Annotated in this window: 16 protein-coding genes and 1 tRNA gene; 5 read left to right on the top strand and 12 right to left on the bottom strand. The window is 49.6% G+C overall.

Features of this window, described 5'->3' with window-relative positions:
* The first annotated feature begins 62 nt into the window (after positions 1–62).
* The gene (locus CCY01nite_RS22140; protein WP_146866335.1) at positions 63–935 is read left to right on the top strand and encodes an HNH endonuclease; all 873 of its coding nucleotides are present in this window, start codon (positions 63–65) and stop codon (positions 933–935) included.
* Positions 936–1,082: 147 nt separating this feature from the next.
* Here CCY01nite_RS22140 and CCY01nite_RS22145 read toward each other — a convergent pair whose 3' ends face one another.
* The 5 genes from CCY01nite_RS22145 to queG all read right to left on the bottom strand — a co-directional run bounded on the left by CCY01nite_RS22145 (position 1,083) and on the right by queG (position 5,405).
* Positions 1,083–1,985, bottom strand: a complete 903-nt coding sequence (locus tag CCY01nite_RS22145; protein ID WP_186831205.1) for a radical SAM protein — start codon at positions 1,983–1,985, stop codon at positions 1,083–1,085.
* Positions 1,982–2,341 carry a hypothetical protein gene (locus CCY01nite_RS22150; protein ID WP_146866339.1) on the bottom strand — a complete coding sequence of 120 codons (360 nt, stop codon included), beginning with the start codon at positions 2,339–2,341 and terminating at the stop codon, positions 1,982–1,984. Before CCY01nite_RS22150 ends, CCY01nite_RS22145 begins: the two co-directional genes overlap by 4 nt.
* A gap of 24 nt (positions 2,342–2,365) precedes the next feature.
* Complete coding sequence (locus CCY01nite_RS22155; RefSeq protein WP_222614466.1) at positions 2,366–3,511, bottom strand: hypothetical protein; 1,146 nt, start codon at positions 3,509–3,511, stop codon at positions 2,366–2,368.
* A gap of 829 nt (positions 3,512–4,340) precedes the next feature.
* Positions 4,341–4,414, bottom strand: a tRNA-Pro gene (locus CCY01nite_RS22160).
* Between the two features lie 64 nt (positions 4,415–4,478).
* Positions 4,479–5,405: a tRNA epoxyqueuosine(34) reductase QueG gene (queG, locus tag CCY01nite_RS22165; protein ID WP_146866341.1), complete on the bottom strand. Its 927-nt coding sequence runs from the start codon at positions 5,403–5,405 to the stop codon at positions 4,479–4,481.
* A gap of 106 nt (positions 5,406–5,511) precedes the next feature.
* Between queG and CCY01nite_RS22170 the strand changes: the two genes are divergently transcribed.
* Together CCY01nite_RS22170 and CCY01nite_RS22175 are read left to right on the top strand one after the other, a co-directional pair.
* Positions 5,512–7,539, top strand: a complete 2,028-nt coding sequence (locus tag CCY01nite_RS22170) for a transglutaminase family protein (protein ID WP_146866343.1) — start codon at positions 5,512–5,514, stop codon at positions 7,537–7,539.
* The gene (locus CCY01nite_RS22175) at positions 7,536–9,443 is read left to right on the top strand and encodes a DUF3858 domain-containing protein (RefSeq protein ID WP_146866345.1); all 1,908 of its coding nucleotides are present in this window, start codon (positions 7,536–7,538) and stop codon (positions 9,441–9,443) included. The genes CCY01nite_RS22170 and CCY01nite_RS22175 overlap by 4 nt, the downstream gene beginning before the upstream one ends.
* Before the next feature lie 64 nt (positions 9,444–9,507).
* On the opposite strand, the gene CCY01nite_RS22180 is transcribed toward CCY01nite_RS22175, so the two are convergent.
* From CCY01nite_RS22180 to CCY01nite_RS22190, 3 genes are read right to left on the bottom strand one after another with little or no spacing between them, the layout of a single operon-like run.
* A complete protein-coding gene (locus CCY01nite_RS22180; protein WP_146866347.1) occupies positions 9,508–9,744 on the bottom strand; it encodes a type II toxin-antitoxin system RelE/ParE family toxin in 237 nt (78 codons plus the stop codon).
* A 3-nt stretch (positions 9,745–9,747) separates the two neighbouring features.
* A complete protein-coding gene (locus CCY01nite_RS22185) occupies positions 9,748–9,981 on the bottom strand; it encodes a hypothetical protein (RefSeq protein ID WP_146866349.1) in 234 nt (77 codons plus the stop codon).
* Between the two features lie 45 nt (positions 9,982–10,026).
* On the bottom strand, positions 10,027–11,220 hold the full coding sequence (locus CCY01nite_RS22190) for an OmpA family protein (protein WP_146866351.1): 1,194 nt from the start codon (positions 11,218–11,220) through the stop codon (positions 10,027–10,029).
* A 211-nt stretch (positions 11,221–11,431) separates the two neighbouring features.
* Here CCY01nite_RS22190 and clpB point away from each other — a divergent pair, with 211 nt between their 5' ends.
* Positions 11,432–14,032, top strand: coding sequence for an ATP-dependent chaperone ClpB (gene clpB / locus CCY01nite_RS22195; protein WP_146866353.1), 2,601 nt, complete (start codon positions 11,432–11,434; stop codon positions 14,030–14,032).
* 102 nt (positions 14,033–14,134) lie between these two features.
* Positions 14,135–14,620, top strand: a complete 486-nt coding sequence (locus CCY01nite_RS22200; RefSeq protein ID WP_222614467.1) for a nucleoside deaminase — start codon at positions 14,135–14,137, stop codon at positions 14,618–14,620.
* Here the strand turns inward: CCY01nite_RS22200 and CCY01nite_RS22205 are convergent.
* The 4 genes from CCY01nite_RS22205 to CCY01nite_RS22220 all read right to left on the bottom strand — a co-directional run bounded on the left by CCY01nite_RS22205 (position 14,617) and on the right by CCY01nite_RS22220 (position 17,258).
* Positions 14,617–14,973 (bottom strand): anti-sigma factor family protein, encoded by a 357-nt coding sequence (locus tag CCY01nite_RS22205; protein WP_146866355.1) that lies wholly within the window; start codon positions 14,971–14,973, stop codon positions 14,617–14,619. The genes CCY01nite_RS22200 and CCY01nite_RS22205 overlap by 4 nt on opposite strands.
* A gap of 23 nt (positions 14,974–14,996) precedes the next feature.
* Positions 14,997–15,563, bottom strand: a complete 567-nt coding sequence (locus tag CCY01nite_RS22210) for an RNA polymerase sigma factor (protein ID WP_146866357.1) — start codon at positions 15,561–15,563, stop codon at positions 14,997–14,999.
* A 67-nt stretch (positions 15,564–15,630) separates the two neighbouring features.
* Entirely contained in the window at positions 15,631–16,698 is a 1,068-nt protein-coding gene (locus tag CCY01nite_RS22215; RefSeq protein ID WP_146866359.1) for a tetratricopeptide repeat protein, read from the bottom strand.
* Entirely contained in the window at positions 16,695–17,258 is a 564-nt protein-coding gene (locus tag CCY01nite_RS22220) for an RNA polymerase sigma factor (protein WP_146866361.1), read from the bottom strand. The genes CCY01nite_RS22215 and CCY01nite_RS22220 overlap by 4 nt, the downstream gene beginning before the upstream one ends.
* Positions 17,259–17,284 lie beyond the last annotated feature (26 nt).

Below are 17,284 nucleotides of genomic sequence, written 5' to 3' on the forward strand. Positions count from 1 at the left end.
TTCACAAGTGCTTTTATCTCCAAAACTAAGATAAGAACCTGCTACACAAAAAATACTATACCGTGTTTAAAGCAACAGATATTCACTGGGTAAAAAATGTAAAGCGCAATGGCGGAACAGACTGGGCATATTACGAAAATGCAGACGATACAACCATTCACTTAAACTTCTCCGACGATCAGCGAAAAGGGGCGGCTTTGGTTAGTCCAGGGGAAATTATATTATTATTTCAGCGTGTAGACAACCTCCCTGGCGTACCTAAGAGAACCTATCTGACACATCTCGTTACGCCGATAGATTCCGTCCTATACAAGGATTCAAATTCAAACCATCGCTTCCAATATATACGAAATGTAGCAATTATTGCAAGAGCAGAGCCCAGAACTGCAATATCTACAATCCCTAAGGAACTCAACTTCTACAAACCCCAATGGGGAAAGGTTTGTGATATACAACTACTTAACTCACTTAAACCCAGATATTCGATTCAGCAAGACGTCTGGACATACTTTTCTCAATACTTAAATCCCAACTTGGGGTCGCTACTGGACCAAGTGGAAATACCTGAAGAACTAATAGATGAGGATATATCAGTGAAGGAAGGTTCAGAACGCATTATATTGCTACAGCACTTAAGCCGTGAGCGAAACAAAATGATTGTAGGGCTCGCTAAATCTCGGGCCTTACGTCAAGGCGCAGGTTATATTCAATGCGAATGCTGCGGATTTGACTTTGCGCGACGGTACGGTTCCCATGGATCTAAATTTATCGAATGTCACCACGGCATACCTATTGCAAGTGGCGGAGAGCGAATGACAAAAATTGAAGATTTGCATATGGTTTGCAGCAACTGTCACCGAATGTTACATCGTAAGACTGATCAAGGAGTTTATCTCAGCATACAAGAACTTAAGACCTTATTACACTTGATCTGACGCTGCCCCTGAATCTTTTTCCTTTTGGAATGCCTTTCCCTGCCCGGAGGACGTTTAAAAAGGAATGTAAAGATTCATATTTTTTTATGACGATGGTTCAGATGCAGTCCTATAGATATTGTAAGATCAAATAGTAGCAACTACAATTTATATGGATAAACTGTCTGCATTTATCGACAATAGCATTTGTTCAAGGCTATTGTAAGCATCAATTCGAATTCCTTCATTGCTGAAGGAATTGCGACGGTATTTTCCGTCTATACCAATAAAACCATAGTCGGTTTCTTGTTTTTGTCCAGAAAACAGGAAGGGTTGCTTAAGGAATTCTTCAGCATCAACAGAAGTGCGGATGGGTATTACTTGATAGTTCCTTTCAATCCAGTTGTTAAGCACGTCCCAATCATTTTCATTTAATACAAACTTACCCTTATTTAACATAGGTAATAATAATAATTCAAAGGCACCATACTCTATAAGCATGATTTTAACATCTTCGAGATACGGTAAAGTTAATTTGTTAATAACAGTATTAATCCCAAAAGGAACATGGCCTTTTAATAATCGTAATTTGGGAAGGAGGTCGTGAAGCTTCTTATTTCTTAATTGGCTATAAATAGGCTCTGGCCCGTCAATTGAAATTCTAACGAAAGATACATAATCTTTAATTTCCTCAATAAATTTCTCATTTAGATGATGCCCGTGCGTTGTTATGCTAATCCCCATGCCAGTTTCGAGCCAAATTTCTCTACATATGCTCACTATATCTGGATGCAAAGTTGGTTCTCCACCGCCTAATGCGACATCAAATGTACCCAACTTGTCTAGTTGCTTGCAATATTTTATAATATCGTTTTTGGAAAGAAACTTATCCTTTAGATTTACGTAACAATATGAGCAGGAAAAATCGCATTTATCGGTGATTGCTATGCTAATAGTACGTGGTGCTATACTGAACGCGGATTTCTCTATTTTAACTTCATCAAATAATATATGCAATCCACTTCTTCGACAGTAGTAGTGTAGTCCTTGTGGCTCAAACCTTAGTTTCATATAATTGTGATTCTGCATTTTCCTGCAAATCTTAATAGCTTTATAATTCCTCCAAGATTATCCATTCTGAGCTTGGATATTTTCAAATTCCCGTCTTCTATTTTGATGTCTGGATCGTTATCAATGCCTATGAAATATTCATCGTTAGTAATTCCAATATAACGGACATTCGGATCAAATTCTTTTGCCCAATGATCATTAAAATCCTCTATTGATGCGTGACGCTCTTCCCAAGCTCCTAGAATGAAATCCTGGATCATTTCATAGTGCTTTTCTAAATTTTTGGGCTCACTGAATTCTCCTATAATTGTTATATTGGAGGAATGCGAACTATTGAACTCTCGCCAGATTTTCATATTATTTGATTTAATTTATAGTAATTATTTGAACAATATAGTTTCTTCTGGGTTCCTAATTGCTGAAAGTATATTCTCGGCAACTTTATCAATTAGCTTTTGCCCCCAAAATGGATCGTGTACATCGTAATATATCACTCTTATATGCTGCAAATCGAATGGTACATCTCCCTCATTTGATGATATTAAAACTACAGGCTTTTTCAATGCATGGGCAAGACCAAGCTCATAAAAAACATTAGCATTTCGTCCTGTCAATTCACCAATTAAAACCTTTGCAGTGTTTATTCCCTCCCATATTTGGTCAATTATTTTTCCGACTCCGAAAATTTCATTGTCGGCACGAATTGGCTTTAGCCCAGCTTTTTCTATAGCAGGTTCGTATATTTTTTTATAGTAATCTCCGATAGGACTAGCAAATGGCATCATAACAAAGCAGCTGTCATCAGCAGAAAGACTCGTATTTCTACTAAGTTTTCTTATTTCTGAATCAGTATCAACAAGGGTCTTATCTCCTTCACTTGATATATCTAGTAATCTATACTTATCACCAGTTTTTTCTACGAGTCTAGCAGTTGTAAGCGATGCTAGAAATATATCAATAAATTCAGTCAGTTTCTCCTGAGGAACTTTAAACGTCTCAATTAGAGCATTCTCGAAAAAAGTACGGTCAGGTAGATTCTCTCCCCGGTAATGTTTATATACCTCACTGATTACAGGAGCATTTAAGATCGCTTGCCGATATCCTTTAACCTCATCATCTTGTGTTTGTGGTCTTAAAATTCTTTTCGATAAATCGGTCAGTTTAAACTGCTTCTGTCCTGTGCGCTCAAGAAAACCGTATTTAATTGCCGAACTAATCTCCACTGCAGGAGGACCTGATGAAACTCCTTTTACCCCAATATATTTTGAAACTTCAGCTTCTGATGTATCCTTACCTGCGTTTTGCTCTAAAATCGTTCGAGGAATTCTTAGCGATTTCTCAACCTCATGGCGAGGAAAATTGGAAGTTGGAGCCGGATTTTTTGGTCGATTGTTTTTTGAAGAATTATTCTTTTTTACCGTTTTTTTTGCTGCACTTTTCCTTCCTGCCTTTTTTGAAATTGTGTTTTTTGTAGTCGCTTTGTTAATTAATGCATTTTTATCCTTTAAATTTTTAGTTTCTACCATAAATGCCTTTTTACAATTTATAGATTTGGAATATATAATCAGCATTGCCTCAGAGTATCGCCTATCAAATACACATGCAAAGTAATTATAATGAAATGAATCCTGAATTAGGAAATCCTGTTAGCGATATTTGTAGCTAATAATATTAAGGAAAACTGGCTTATGAGGAGGATGAATCTCGTAAAGGTATAAATTCAGTTCGTGAAAGCTGATATTTGATCAGTAAATAATTGTAAGCGATTAAATTGCCGCACTGACCTTAATAACCGATAGTGCATAATGCCATCATCCTTCCGTTGCCATGTCCTCTGGCCGGCGACATTCCTCTCGGAACGCAACCAGTGTTTTTGATAGGCAAGGGTTAGGGTTCTCGGCCTCGTCCCGCTGGGGCTCATAAAAGTGGACCGGAAGCCATTCCGCGATTCCCGTCTTGCTGATGTCTACATTGGGACCCCGGCAAAGTTCTCATCGAAGACAAGTATTTTGTACTAGAGATAATAGACACAACCACTTATCAAAAGCTAGGAGTGAAATATAGAGAAGAAGTGTGAAATACTGGCTTCGATGGAATACTGGTCAGAAATACTTTGATCCTAATGAAATTGAAGGAACTCATCTTGGTAATTTCCCGGTAACTAGCTACCGTATAGGCTTCCTGCGATATGCACAAAAGGAAACCCTGCAAAATGAGTATGCTATAGTTAGGAAAATGAGGCATTTCGAAGTGGAAAAATAAATAAGACGTTTTCGCTGACTTCGAGCCTGAATGCCGTTTCAGGCGAAAATGAAAAAGGACGGGATAGCTTTGAAACTATCCTGTCCTTTAAAGTCGGGATGACTGGATTCGAACCAGCGGCCTCTTCGTCCCGAACGAAGCGCGCTACCGGGCTGCGCTACATCCCGAATGGGCTGCAAATTTACTCTTTGCTTCCAAATTTCAAAAAATTATTTCCAAACCGCCCCTCCATCACTTCCCCAGGAACTTCAAATTCCGCCGTATCCCCGCATATTTACTCCGCTTCAGCGGCGATTTCGCAAAGATCCGCCTGAATTCCTCCTCCGTCAGCTCCTCCCACTGTGATGTCGTAAAATTCAGCACCTCAGGTATCGGCGCGAACTCCGGAACGGTGTTAGGCCGCGAAAACCGGTTCCACGGGCACACATCCTGGCACAGGTCGCATCCGAACATCCAGTTATCAAATTTCCCTTCCATCCCGGAAGGTATCAGCATATCCTTCAGTTCTATCGTATAGTAGGAGATGCACCGGCTGCCGTCTACCACCGTGGGGGATACCAGCGCCTCCGTGGGGCAGGCGTCCAGGCAGCGCGTGCAGGACCCGCAGTAGTCGCCGGTGGGAGGGTCGTATACCAGCGGAATGTCCACGATCAGCGTGGCGATGAAAAAGAAAGACCCGGCCTGCTTGTGTATCAGGTTGCCGTTCTTGCCGATCCAGCCCAGGCCGCTTCGCTGCGCCCAGCTGCGTTCCAGCACGGGCGCGGAGTCCACGAACCCCCGTCCCTGTATCTCCCCGAATTCCGCCCGCAACTCCGCCAGGAAGGAATTTAACCGGGCGCGGATCACCTCGTGGTAATCCTGCCCGTAGGCGTATTTGGCTACTTTGGGGGCGTCAGATACCTGCGTTGCGGCGGGGTAGTAGTTCAGCAGCAGCGTGATCACGCTCTGCGCCCCCTCCACCAGCAACCGCGGGTCTATCCGCTTGTCGAAATAATTCTCCATGTACTGCATGTTACCGTGCATGCCTTGCTTCAGCCATTGCTCCAGCCGGTAAGCGTCTTCCGTGAGCTGCTCCGCCTTCGCAATGCCGCAATGGTCAAAGCCCAGTGCGCGGGCCTTTTCCTTTACCAGCAGGGTATTTTTGTCCAGTAACTGCATATCGCCGCAAAGTTAACACATTCCGGCCCGCCACCGGCCTCATTTTATAACGGAAAATTTATACATTTACCCCGAAAACTAATCCCTGACCTGATAATTGACCCGCATGCCTACTAGAAATATCTGCCTGGGAACTGCCCTGATGCTGCTTTCCTGCACCACGTTTGCACAGGACAAAAGCCCGGCCCGCTTCGGCAAGGTTTCCGCCGAAGACTTCAAACAGACCCGTTACGACCTCGATACCGGCGCCAGCGCTGTTATTATGGCGGACATCGGCTCCACGGCCTTTGATTCCGGCAGCGAATGGTTCGAGCAGGTGTACAAACGCTATAAACGCATCAAAATACTCAACAAGAACGGGTACGACCTGGCGGATGAAGAGATCTACCTCCACCAGCAGGGCAGCAAGGAAGAATCCCTGCAGCACCTCAAAGCCGTGACCTACAACCTGGAAAACGGCAAGGTGGTGGAAACGAAGCTGGAATCCAAAGCGGTGTTCACCGAGAAGCTGGACAAAAACACCATCATCAAAAAATTCACCCTTCCCAACGTAAAGGAAGGCTCCATCATCGAAATATCGTATACCATCAATTCCGAATTTCCCTATTACCTGCGCTCCTGGGCTTTCCAGGGCCAGCATCCGGTGCTGTGGAGCGAATATGAGGTGGAGCTGCCGGAGTATTACGAATACATCTTCCTGAGCCAGGGCTATAATCCTTTTTATATCAAGGACAGCGAGAATTCCCGGAAGACCTACAACCTGCGTGTCCGTTCCCAGACTGGTTACGGTTACAGCGGCGTGAATTCGGAGAACGTGTCCGTATCGCCGGGCGTTACGCGGCACCGCTGGGTGATGAAAGACGTGGCGCCGTTGAAGGAGGAGGGTTTTGTGACCACGCTCCGCAACCACATTGCTTCCATCGAATTCCAGCTGGCGTCTATCCGCTATCCGAACTATCCCGTGCAGCCGGTGATGAGCACCTGGCCGAAGTTCATGGAAGAGATGATGAAGGATGAGGAGTATGCGGGCCCGCTGACCAACAATAACGGCTTCCTGGTGCGTACGGTGGATGAGGTCGTCAAAGGCGCGTCAGATCAGCTCGACAAAGCGAAGCGCATCTATGCTTTTGTGCGCGATAACTATACCTGCACGGATTTCTCTGCCGTGTATGCGAAGCAGTCTCTGAAAACCACGTTCAGCAAGAAAAGTGGCAATGTGTCCGAGATCAACCTGCTGCTGGTGGCCATGCTGAAGGTGGCGGACCTGGATGCGGCGCCGGTGTTGCTGAGTACGCGCGATCATGGCAAGGTCTATGCCCTGTATCCGATCGCGGCGCGCTTTAACTATACCGTGGCGAATGTGCATATTGCGGAGCATGATTACCAGATGGATGCTACCCGGCCTTACCTCGGCTTCGGAAAGCTGCATGCGGACTGCTATAACGGTCACGCACGTATGGTGAATGCGGAGGCTGTGCCGCTGGCCTTTGAGCCGGATTCGCTCCGGGAGATGGAGGTGACGGGCGTTTTTATTTCGCCGGATGAAAAGGGCGGGTTTACAGGCCATTTCCAGCAGCAGGCGACCTATCTCAATTCTTACAGCCTGCGCGAGAAGGTCCGTCAGAAAGGGGAGGATGCGTATTTCAAAGAACTGGAAAAGGATTTTCGCGCGCCCATCAAGCTGAGCAATGGCAAGATCGACAGCCTGGACAGGTACAGCTTTCCGGCGGTGGTGGAATATGATTTCAAACTGGATATGGAGGATGAGAATGGCATGATCTACCTCAATCCCATGTTCTCCGAAGCCATGCGCAGCAATCCTTTCAAGTCGGCCGTCCGCCGCTACCCTGTGGAAATGCAGGCGGTGCCGGATGTGAACTATACGTTAAGCATGCAACTCCCCGAAAACTACACGGTGGAAGATATGCCGAAGTCCACCATCGTGAAGTTCAACGACGGCGAAGGCGTTTTCCAGTTCCTCACCGGCCAGCAGGGCAACATGCTGCAGATGCGCTCCCGCCTGAAGCTGAGCCGCGCTACCTATAGCCCGGAGGAATATGAAAGCCTGCGCCAGTTCTTCGACATCGTGGTGAAGAAACATGCCGAACAAATTGTTTTAAAGAAGAAATCATGATGAAGCGACTGATCTTCCTGCTTCTGGTAGGTGTACAGGCATCGGCGGCTGACCCGGAATATCCGGTAGCGGCCATCCCGCCGGCGCTGCTGAAGAATGCCAACGCGGTAGTCCGCGTACAGGAATTGCATATCGATATGAAAGGATTGAAGGATATGCGGATCGTGACCCGCTATGCCGTGACCATCCTCAACGAAAGCGGCAGCAAACATGCGGCCTTTTATGATTATTACGATCAGTTAAGGGAGATAAAAAGCATCAAAGGCGCACTGTACGATGCGTCCGGCAAGCAGATCCGCAAGCTGAAGCAAAGCGAGATCAAGGATGAAAGCGCCGTGAGCGATTTTAGTTTGATGGAAGATGACCGCCTGAAGCGCCACGACTTCTATCACCGCACCTATCCCTACACGGTGGAATATGAAACGGAAGTCCGCAGCACGCAGACTTTCTACTTCCCCCGCTGGATTCCGCAAGACGATATCCTGCTGTCCGTGCAGGAAAGCCGCCTGAACATCACCGTGCCGGCGGATTACCTGCTGCGGTACAAACAGTTTTCCTATAAAGGCGAACCGGTGCAGACGCCCGGCAAAGGCACTAAGACCTTCAGCTGGGAAGTAAAAGAATTGCCGGCGCTGGAAGATGAGCCCATGGCTGCTGCTTTGCGTTACCGTACTACCGTGGTGTACCTGGCCCCGAGTGATTTTTCATACGGTACATATACCGGGAAGATGAACAGCTGGGACGATTTCGGCAGGTTCGTAGGATTGCTGAATGCGGGCCGCGACGTATTGCCGGAGAAAACGAAAGCTGAAATACATGCGCTGGTAGACGATCTGAAGGAAGACCGTGAAAAGATACGCCGCCTCTACAAATACATGCAGGAACGCACGCGCTACATCAGCATCCAGCTGGGCGTCGGCGGCTTCCAGCCTTTTGATGCCACCTACGTATCCACCAAAGGGTACGGCGATTGCAAGGCGCTGAGCAATTACATGTACGCCCTGCTGAAGGAAGCGGGCATCCGTTCGCATTATGTGCTGGTGCAGGCAGGGCAGGGGAAGAACGACCTGGTGGAAGATTTCGCCGTGAACCAGTTCAACCATGCCATTCTCTGTGTGCCTTCCGCAAAAGATACGATCTGGCTGGAATGCACCAGCCAGATATCGCCGTTCGGCTATCTCGGCCAGTTCACGAACAACCGCCCCGTATTGCTGGTCACCGAAAACGGCGGCAAGCTCGTGTACACCCCGGATTACCGGATGGAAGTGAACCAGCAGAACCGCCTGATCAAAGCCGTGATCAATGAACAGGGCCACCTGGCTGGCAGCTCCCGCACGCAGCTCACGGGCATGCAGCAGGACTGGTACCACGGCTTCGTGCACAGCATTTCCCCGGAAAAGCAGCTCGAAATACTGAAAGAAAGACTGAACCTCCCCAGCTACGACATCAAAAAATTCCACTACAACGAATTCCCCGATGCATCCCCCGTACCGTCCATGGATGAACTGCTGGACATCACCGCCCCCAACTACGCCTCCATCAGCGGCAAGCGCCTCTTCATCGTTCCCAATGTGCTGAACCGCTCCGGTGCAAAGCTGGACGAGGCCCCCAACCGCAAGGCGCCCATCCGCCTGAGCAATCCTTACCGGGACGTGGACACGGTGGAGATCGCTATCCCCAACGGCTACACGCCGGAATCGATATTTAAGGACGTAAGCCTGGAAAGCCCTTTCGGAAAGTACGCCGCGAGTGCAAAAGTGGAGGGGAATAAAATTACCTATATCCGGGTGATGGAAAGGAGGGAGGGGCTGTTCCCGGCAACGGAATATGCGGCGCTGGAATCGTTCTTTAATTCGGTTTATAAGGCGGACAGGAGCAGGATTGTTTTTGTGAAGGGGGAGTAGGGTTTAAAAAATCAGGGGGTTCATTTTTGTATGCCGCACACGCACGATGCGGATTTCTTTCCCTTTATAGCGATAAGGTAATTCTGCAGCGATGCAGTTCAAAGGCGCGGAAACTGCCATCATTTTCCGTTTTGTATTTATCAGGAGGGCATTGTTCGGGATGAGATAGCAAACCATCTATTTTTAGCAGGATTGCACGACTTGTTTTTGCAGCATTAGCTGGTGAATCTTTCTCGATATGACGGATCAGGGTTTCAAACTGATGGAGCGCATGGCGGTCCCATTTGATATGCAATGCCATGCGTTAGTGCTTTAATCCATAACGTTTCATTATGTCTTCATGTGCAACAAAGTTACCGGCTTCAATATCCGAATCGGCTTCCTCCACCTCACTATTATATTCTTCCAGCGTCTGTCGCGCAACACCCTCTTTACGCCCTTTCAGGAACGTTTTCAACATCTGAATCACAGACTTTTTCTCTGCGTCATTTAGTCGCGTAAAGTAGTCCTGCATCTCCTGATCTAAAGCCTTCGCCATTTGAGTTCATTTTATACAAATTTAAGGTTTTCTGATCAGTTCCCGTCACTTCTCCCTAACCCCCACCGAAATCCTCCGATCCAGCTTCCGCTCCTCATTCGGCGCATCCGCCGCCGCCTTCGCGAACATCGATCCATACCCTTCCGCCCCCATCAACTGCACCGGCCGCACATTCCCCGCCTGCAAAGAACGCAGCACCGCATCCGCCCGTTCCTGCGACAGCCGCATGTTCGCTACGCTGTCGCCTACACGGTCCGTATAGCCGCCTATTTTCACCTTCGTTTTGGGAAATGCATGCAGGATAGCCACCAGGTTCTGCACCTGCAGCTGGCTTTCTTCCGTCAGCTCCGCGCTGCCGGTCCTGAAATTGAGATTATCGAAATCAAACCACTGGTCTTTGCCGCCTTTGGTATCCGGGTCTTTCAGAAAGGTGACCAGCTGATCTTCAATGCCGCCTTTATAAGCTTCCAGCACTTTGCCGTCCGGCAGGGTCACTTTGATGGATTCGCGGGCGGGTGATTCCTCCATCACGGCATCAATGGCGGAGTCTTCCATCTGGCCGGTGGTCACGGAATCCATCGTATTCGTATTGCCGCCGGTGTTACATCCCCGCAGCCAGTACCACAACAATAGCAGCACGGCCACCAGGAAGATCAGCATCCATATCCATCTCGTCCGTACCCTGCTTTCTGCAACGCCGGTGACATCACCCGGGCCGGTTAGTTTACGGCTGATATCACCGAGGTTGCCGATGCCCAGCACGTCTTTCAACCCCAGGCCGGCGGGCACGGCATGCAGTATAGCTTCTTTCTGGTTGTTGAGAAAAGACAGCAGGCTGGTGGCGTTGAGGTCTTCCCCGCCGGCTTGCTGGCCTACTACGCCCACAGTGGCGGGCGCTGCGGTTTGCAGCAGGGTGTCCGCGGAAGATTCTTTAATGCCTGCATACCTGGCAATGGTGCCCGTGACCTGGCCGGCCCTGTTACCGAAAAGCGACCGCAGGATGTCCGCACCCTTACCCGGAAGATTACCGGCCAGGCTTATTTCCTTCACCATATCAGCCAGGCCCCCCGCATCCGTGGTAGTGCCCGCCTTGTGCAGCAGGCCGGTGAGAATGGCGGGGATAATGCCCCCGAGCGCTTTTTGTACGCTGGACTCGCTTTCGCCCAACTGGGTGGCTGCTTTTTGGGAAAACTCTTGGTTGAAAAGGTTTTTCAGGGTGTCAAGCAGATCGAATGCCATAACAGTGGATTTGAGGTTATAGAATCATGGTAACAAACGAAATAACAATGTAAACATCAGGAGGGTTGACTTTTCCGGAAATAATTACAGTCGTTTCCCTTTTTTCCTGAAAATTGAGCAGTCCGGCACCATTTTTCCTGTCATAATTGCTGCATTTACCAGTTGGATCAACATTTGCAAAACTACCGTACAAGGAGAAAAGATTAGCAAAATGAATCTGAATAATTTTACCATCAAATCACAGGAAACGCTGCAGCATGCGCAACAGCTGGCTTTCAATGACAAGAATACCGCCATTGAAACGGGCCACCTGCTGAAGGCATTGCTGGCGGACGAAGATAACAGCATCGAATACCTGCTGAAAAAGAACGGTGTAAATACGGCGTTCCTGGAAAGCAAGGTGGACGAGCAAATCAAAAAATATACCGTCATCGTCAACGGCGAAGGCGGACAAACGCTCAGCCGCGATGCGAATAACGCGCTGCTGCGGGCGGGCGCAAGCATACAGGAATTCAAGGATGAATTCGTGAGTGTGGAACATCTTTTACTGGGACTACTGGGCGGAAGCGACGACACGGCCAAATTGCTGAAGTCGGCCGGCCTCACCGAAAAAGGTCTGAAAGCGGCGATCACCGAACTGCGGAAGGGAGGTACCGTTAATTCACAGACCGCGGAGGCGCAGTACAACAGTCTTGAGAAATATGCCAAGAACCTCAACGAACTGGCCCGCGCGGGCAAGCTCGATCCGGTGATCGGCCGGGATGAAGAGATCAGGCGCACCCTGCATATTCTGTCCCGCCGCTCCAAGAACAACCCCATCCTCGTGGGGGAACCGGGCGTGGGTAAAACGGCTATCGCGGAAGGGCTGGCGCATCGTGTAGTCAATGGCGATGTACCGGAAAACCTGCATAACAAGATCATTTATGCGCTGGACATGGGTGCGCTCATGGCAGGCGCCAAATACCGCGGCGAGTTCGAGGAAAGGCTCAAAGCGGTGGTAAAAGAGGTGTCCGACAGCAATGGCGGCATCATCCTCTTTATTGATGAAATTCATACCCTCATCGGCGCGGGCGCCATGGAAGGCGCGATGGACGCGGCCAACATTCTGAAGCCCGCCCTGGCGCGCGGTGAGCTGCGTGCGATCGGCGCTACTACGCTGAACGAATACCAGAAATATTTTGAAAAGGACAAAGCGCTGGAGCGCCGCTTCCAGAAAGTGCTGATCGACGAGCCGAGCGTGGAAGACGCGATTTCCATCCTGCGCGGTCTGAAAGAAAGATATGAGAACCACCACCATGTGCTGATCAAGGACGAAGCGATCATTGCGGCGGTGGAGCTTTCCCACCGGTATATTACCGACCGCTTTTTGCCGGACAAGGCGATCGACCTGATCGACGAAAGCGCGGCCAAGCTGCGGCTGGAAATGAACTCCATGCCCGAAGAGCTGGATGAGCTGGAACGCCGCATCCGCCAGCTGGAAATCGAAAAAGAAGCGATCAAGCGGGAAAATGATGAGGACAAATTGCGCGAATTAAGCGCGGAGATCGCCCGCCTGAGCGATGAAAGGAATACTTTCAAATCGAAATGGAAAGAGGAAAAAGAGCTGGTAGACAAGGTGCAGAACGCCAAAGCGGCGATCGAAGACCTGAAGCTGGCGGCAGAACAGGCGGAAAGGAACGGTGATTACGGAAAGGTAGCGGAGATCCGCTACGGCAAGATAAAAGAACAGGAAGAACAGGTGCTGCAGCTGACCGTGGAACTGAATGCAATATCTGCCCAACATAAACGTCTTCTTAAAGAGGAGGTAGATGCGGAGGATATTGCGGAGAATGTGGCGAAGGCTACGGGCATCCCGGTGTCGCGCATGCTGCAGAGCGAACGCGATAAATTGCTGACGCTGGAAGATGAGCTGCATAAAAGGGTAGTGGGACAGGATGAAGCGATCACCGCCGTGGCGGATGCTATCCGCAGAAGCCGCGCCGGGTTGCACGACCCGAAGCGCCCCATCGGTTCGTTCATCTTCCTCGGTACTACCGGGGTGGGTAAAACAGAACTGGCGAAAGCGCTGGCGGATTTCCTTTTCGATGATGAAAGTATGATGACCCGCATAGACATGAGCGAATACCAGGAGAAACATGCGGTCAGCCGCCTGGTCGGCGCGCCTCCGGGATACGTGGGATATGATGAAGGCGGGCAACTCACCGAAGCAGTTCGACGTAAACCTTATTCCGTAGTGCTGCTGGACGAGATCGAAAAAGCGCATCCCGATGTGTTCAACATCCTCCTGCAGGTGCTCGATGACGGCCGCCTGACGGACAACAAGGGACGTGTGGTGAACTTCAAGAACACCATCATCATCATGACCAGCAATATGGGCAGCCACATCATCCAGGAAAACTTCGAAAAGATCAACGAAGGCAACCGGGATGAGATCGTGGACGGCACAAAAGAAGAAGTAATGAACCTGCTGCGGCAGACCATCCGCCCGGAATTCCTCAACCGTGTGGACGAGGTGATCATGTTCCAGCCGCTGCTGCGCTCCGAAGTGAGAGGAATTATTAACATACAATTACAACAACTGAAGGAGCTGGTCGCTAAAAATGGCATGATATTGGAATTTTCTGATTATGCGCTGGACTACCTGGCGGAACAGGGTTACGATCCGCAGTTTGGCGCCAGGCCGTTGAAACGCCTGATCCAGAAAGAGATCGTGAACCTCCTGAGCAAGAAGATACTGGCCGGGGATGTGGACAAATCGAAACCCGTGCTGGTGGATGTGTTTGATGGCGTAGTGGTGATCAGGAACAAATAAATTTTTCTACATAAATACGACGATATACAGTTACAGGTAATACCCGGATGATTCTTCATCCGGGTTTTTTTATTCGTATCTTGGTAAATAAACTGCAATCTTATGTACCCGATCGGTGAAAGAGAAAAGAAATTCATGGCGATGGCCGTGGCTTTGTCCGAACGTGGCATGGCGGCCGGTGATGGCGGGCCTTTCGGTTCGGTCATCGTAAAAGGAGATGAAGTGGTGGGAGAGGGATGGAACCAGGTGCTGAAGCTGAACGACCCCACCGCGCATGCGGAAGTGATCGCTATCCGCGACGCCTGCCAGCGGCTGCAAACCTTCCAGCTGAACGATTGCGAGATCTTCACTTCTTGCGAGCCCTGCCCCATGTGCCTCGGCGCTATCTACTGGGCGCGCCCGGCCCGTGTGTTCTACGCCAACACCAAGGAAGAGGCGGCGGCCATTCATTTTGACGATTCTTTTATTTACGAGGAGATCAACGTGCCGCATGGGCAAAAGAAGATACCTTTCATTGCCTTCCCCAATGAAGCGGCCAGGGATGTATTCCGCGTCTGGAAAGAGAAAGGGGATAAAACACTGTATTAACGGGCGGTGTTGAAGATATGCACCATCCAGAACAGCGCCAGCGCCAGGAAAACAATGATCAGCGCCACCACGGCGATGTAGAGATAAAAGTTCACCTTCCTTTTTTTGTGCGTTTTCCGGCGGAGCTGCTGCAAAATGTTCCACTTGGCCTGCCGCAGCCACGCGGGGATCTGTTCTTTCTGACGGATCGCCATCAACCCTTCCACTGCTTCACTGCACATTTCACAGTCGGCCAGATGCGCTTCCACCTTGTGCCGCTCTTCAGGGCTCAGCTGGTCCTGCACATACGCCATCAGCTGCTCCTGGGAGGGGCAGGCTGTTTCCGTGAATATGTCAGAAAATTGTTCGTTCATAATATTGCATTCGCTAATGCAAGTTAGCGTTTATTTTTACTGTACTTTTCCAATAATAGCTTCAGGTTGCGTTTTCCGTTCTGGATGTAGCTTTTTACCTGCAGCAACGTATATCCCGTGATGTCCGCCACTTCCTGGTATGATTTCTTTTCCAGGTAGAACAACCGCACGCAGGCGCCCTGCTCCGCATTCAGCTGGTCCATGGCGAGTTGCATGTTTTCCAGCATCACGTCTTTCCGCACATGCGCCGAATGATCTTCCTGCTCGGCGGCTTCGGGCATGTGGCTTTCCTTCAGCTCTACGTCCTTATGATGCCGCAGCTGCATCAGGCAATGATTGCGCGCTACCTGGTAGATCCAGGCTTTGAAAAAGATCACATCGTGTTTATGAATGTCAGACAGCACCTTCAGGAAGATCTGCTGCACACTGTCCCGCGCGTCTTCTTCATTCTTCAGGTATTTCATGCATAAACCCAGCAGCAGGATGGCATAACGGTCGAACAGTATGCCGATCCAGTCGCTGTTGCCATCGGTTTTATACCGTTGCAGCAAGTCCTGGTCCGTATAATTTTGATCGCTCGGAGAATTCACGGTGTAAAGTTAGCGTTCTGCATTAAAAGATGCGTACGCAGAGGGATTCCATAAATGCGAAGTATAATTAATTCATATTGTCCAGCTGCGCCTGCGCCTTGTCTTTCATATTGCCTTCCATCTTCACGATCTCCTTCAGCAAACGGCGGGCTTTACCGTTCTGGCCTTTTACGCGGTAGCAAAGGGCGAGCTGGTATTTGGCGCGCTCGGAATATTTGTAGTTGCTGGAAAGTTTTCTGAACTGGTCGATCGCTTCGTTGATATTGCCCTGCTGCTGGTACTGCATGGCGGCGCGGAATAAGGATTCATCGCCGGAAACAGTGGGTGTTGACGGTTTGGGCGTTTCTTTTTCCTTTTCTTTTTCCTCGGCCGGTTCGGGCGCCGGCTCTTTGGGCTTCTCTTCCTTAGCAGCTACTTTGGGCGGCTCTTTTTGCGCGGTATCCGGTGTTTTGGGTGCGGGCGGCGGTGTTTTTGCCACGGTACGTGCAGCCGTGTCCGTTGGTGGCTTGTGTTTGATGGTGTCTTTTATAATTTTTTTCACTGCCGCGGCGGAATCATTCCGCAGCGGAGTTGCTTTCCTAATCGTATCCCTATGCGCCACAGCGGCGACGGGGGCGCGGCTGATGCCCGGTTTTCCTGTGGGTTCTTCATGATAGTTGCTGTCCATATGCACGGCCGGCGTCTGCAATGCCACAGCATCGGAGGCTTTCGCCGGCAATATCATCAGCGCGGGGCGGTTCTTCAGGTGCTGCCGCAATAAAAAGACGCTGCCGCCGCCGATCACAATGAACATGACCACCCAGAAGGAGGAGAGCAGGCCGTCTTTTGCGCGGGCGTATTGCTGCGTGCGGTGCTGCTTCTTTTGCACTTTGGGCGGCGGTGCATATTCCCGGTGTAAAAAGTTGCTCAGCTCGGTGCTGTACCGTTCAAACGGCTCATGATGGCGCAGGTCCTGCAAGGCCAGCACGGCGGCGCAGCAGAGGTCGCAATCCACGAGGTGCTGCTCTACGAGGTGTTTTTCCACTTCCGTCATATTGCCTTGCACGTAACGGGGAAGCTGGTCCCTGTTCATGCAGCGAACGGGTGTAAAGATCTTGAAGATCCTTTCCTGTCTGTTGTTGGGATGATTGTTCATAAGCCAGGTCCATCAATTTGCGCGGCAAGTTTCTTTTTGGCTTTACTTAACTGATTCCTGATCTTCTCTGCCGTACTGTTATGAATACGCGCCAGTTCGCGGAGCGAATGGTGCTCAATGTAAAATTGTGTGATCAGTTTCCGCTCTGTGGCATCGAGCTTTTCCAGCGCTGCTTCCAGCTGCCGGGCGAGTGTTTCCCTTTCTATCGGGTTGGTGCCGGCATGCTCTACGCGGGCTTCCAGGTGCTGAACGGCCTGCGCGTGGCGTGGTTCGTAGGGCGTGGTATGCAAAGCGCTGCCGGTGGCAAAATAATTCAATACCAGTGTGTGAACGGCCTGGTTAACTTTGCCGTACAGGAACTGGAAACGGGCATATAACTGTTGGGTAATGGCCGGGAATACAACTTCGGCCCGTTGTTCCTGGTTCAGCCGGGGAAGGCAGGCAGCAACGAGCAGGTGACTGTACCGGTCCAGCAGCACACCGGCCGCTTCACGGTCTTCCAGCTTCCTGATACGGTACAGCAATTCTTTGTCACTCAGGTTATTTAGCAAAAGGTGCATAAGCCTTATTAATTATATTTACACAT

Source organism: Chitinophaga cymbidii (assembly GCF_007992715.1).
GTDB lineage: Bacteria > Bacteroidota > Bacteroidia > Chitinophagales > Chitinophagaceae > Chitinophaga > Chitinophaga cymbidii.

What these genes read in the sequence shown, in the direction of transcription:
- CCY01nite_RS22145 (WP_186831205.1), bottom strand. Translation starts at nt 1,985, where the DNA reads ATGAAACTAAGGTTTGAGCCACAAGGACTACACTACTACTGTCGAAGA.
- CCY01nite_RS22150 (WP_146866339.1), bottom strand. Translation starts at nt 2,341, where the DNA reads ATGAAAATCTGGCGAGAGTTCAATAGTTCGCATTCCTCCAATATAACA.
- CCY01nite_RS22155 (WP_222614466.1), bottom strand. Translation starts at nt 3,511, where the DNA reads ATGGTAGAAACTAAAAATTTAAAGGATAAAAATGCATTAATTAACAAA.
- queG (WP_146866341.1), bottom strand. Translation starts at nt 5,405, where the DNA reads ATGCAGTTACTGGACAAAAATACCCTGCTGGTAAAGGAAAAGGCCCGC.
- CCY01nite_RS22170 (WP_146866343.1), top strand. Translation starts at nt 5,512, where the DNA reads ATGCCTACTAGAAATATCTGCCTGGGAACTGCCCTGATGCTGCTTTCC.
- CCY01nite_RS22175 (WP_146866345.1), top strand. Translation starts at nt 7,536, where the DNA reads ATGATGAAGCGACTGATCTTCCTGCTTCTGGTAGGTGTACAGGCATCG.
- CCY01nite_RS22180 (WP_146866347.1), bottom strand. Translation starts at nt 9,744, where the DNA reads ATGGCATTGCATATCAAATGGGACCGCCATGCGCTCCATCAGTTTGAA.
- CCY01nite_RS22185 (WP_146866349.1), bottom strand. Translation starts at nt 9,981, where the DNA reads ATGGCGAAGGCTTTAGATCAGGAGATGCAGGACTACTTTACGCGACTA.
- CCY01nite_RS22190 (WP_146866351.1), bottom strand. Translation starts at nt 11,220, where the DNA reads ATGGCATTCGATCTGCTTGACACCCTGAAAAACCTTTTCAACCAAGAG.
- clpB (WP_146866353.1), top strand. Translation starts at nt 11,432, where the DNA reads ATGAATCTGAATAATTTTACCATCAAATCACAGGAAACGCTGCAGCAT.
- CCY01nite_RS22200 (WP_222614467.1), top strand. Translation starts at nt 14,135, where the DNA reads ATGTACCCGATCGGTGAAAGAGAAAAGAAATTCATGGCGATGGCCGTG.
- CCY01nite_RS22205 (WP_146866355.1), bottom strand. Translation starts at nt 14,973, where the DNA reads ATGAACGAACAATTTTCTGACATATTCACGGAAACAGCCTGCCCCTCC.
- CCY01nite_RS22215 (WP_146866359.1), bottom strand. Translation starts at nt 16,698, where the DNA reads ATGAACAATCATCCCAACAACAGACAGGAAAGGATCTTCAAGATCTTT.
- CCY01nite_RS22220 (WP_146866361.1), bottom strand. Translation starts at nt 17,258, where the DNA reads ATGCACCTTTTGCTAAATAACCTGAGTGACAAAGAATTGCTGTACCGT.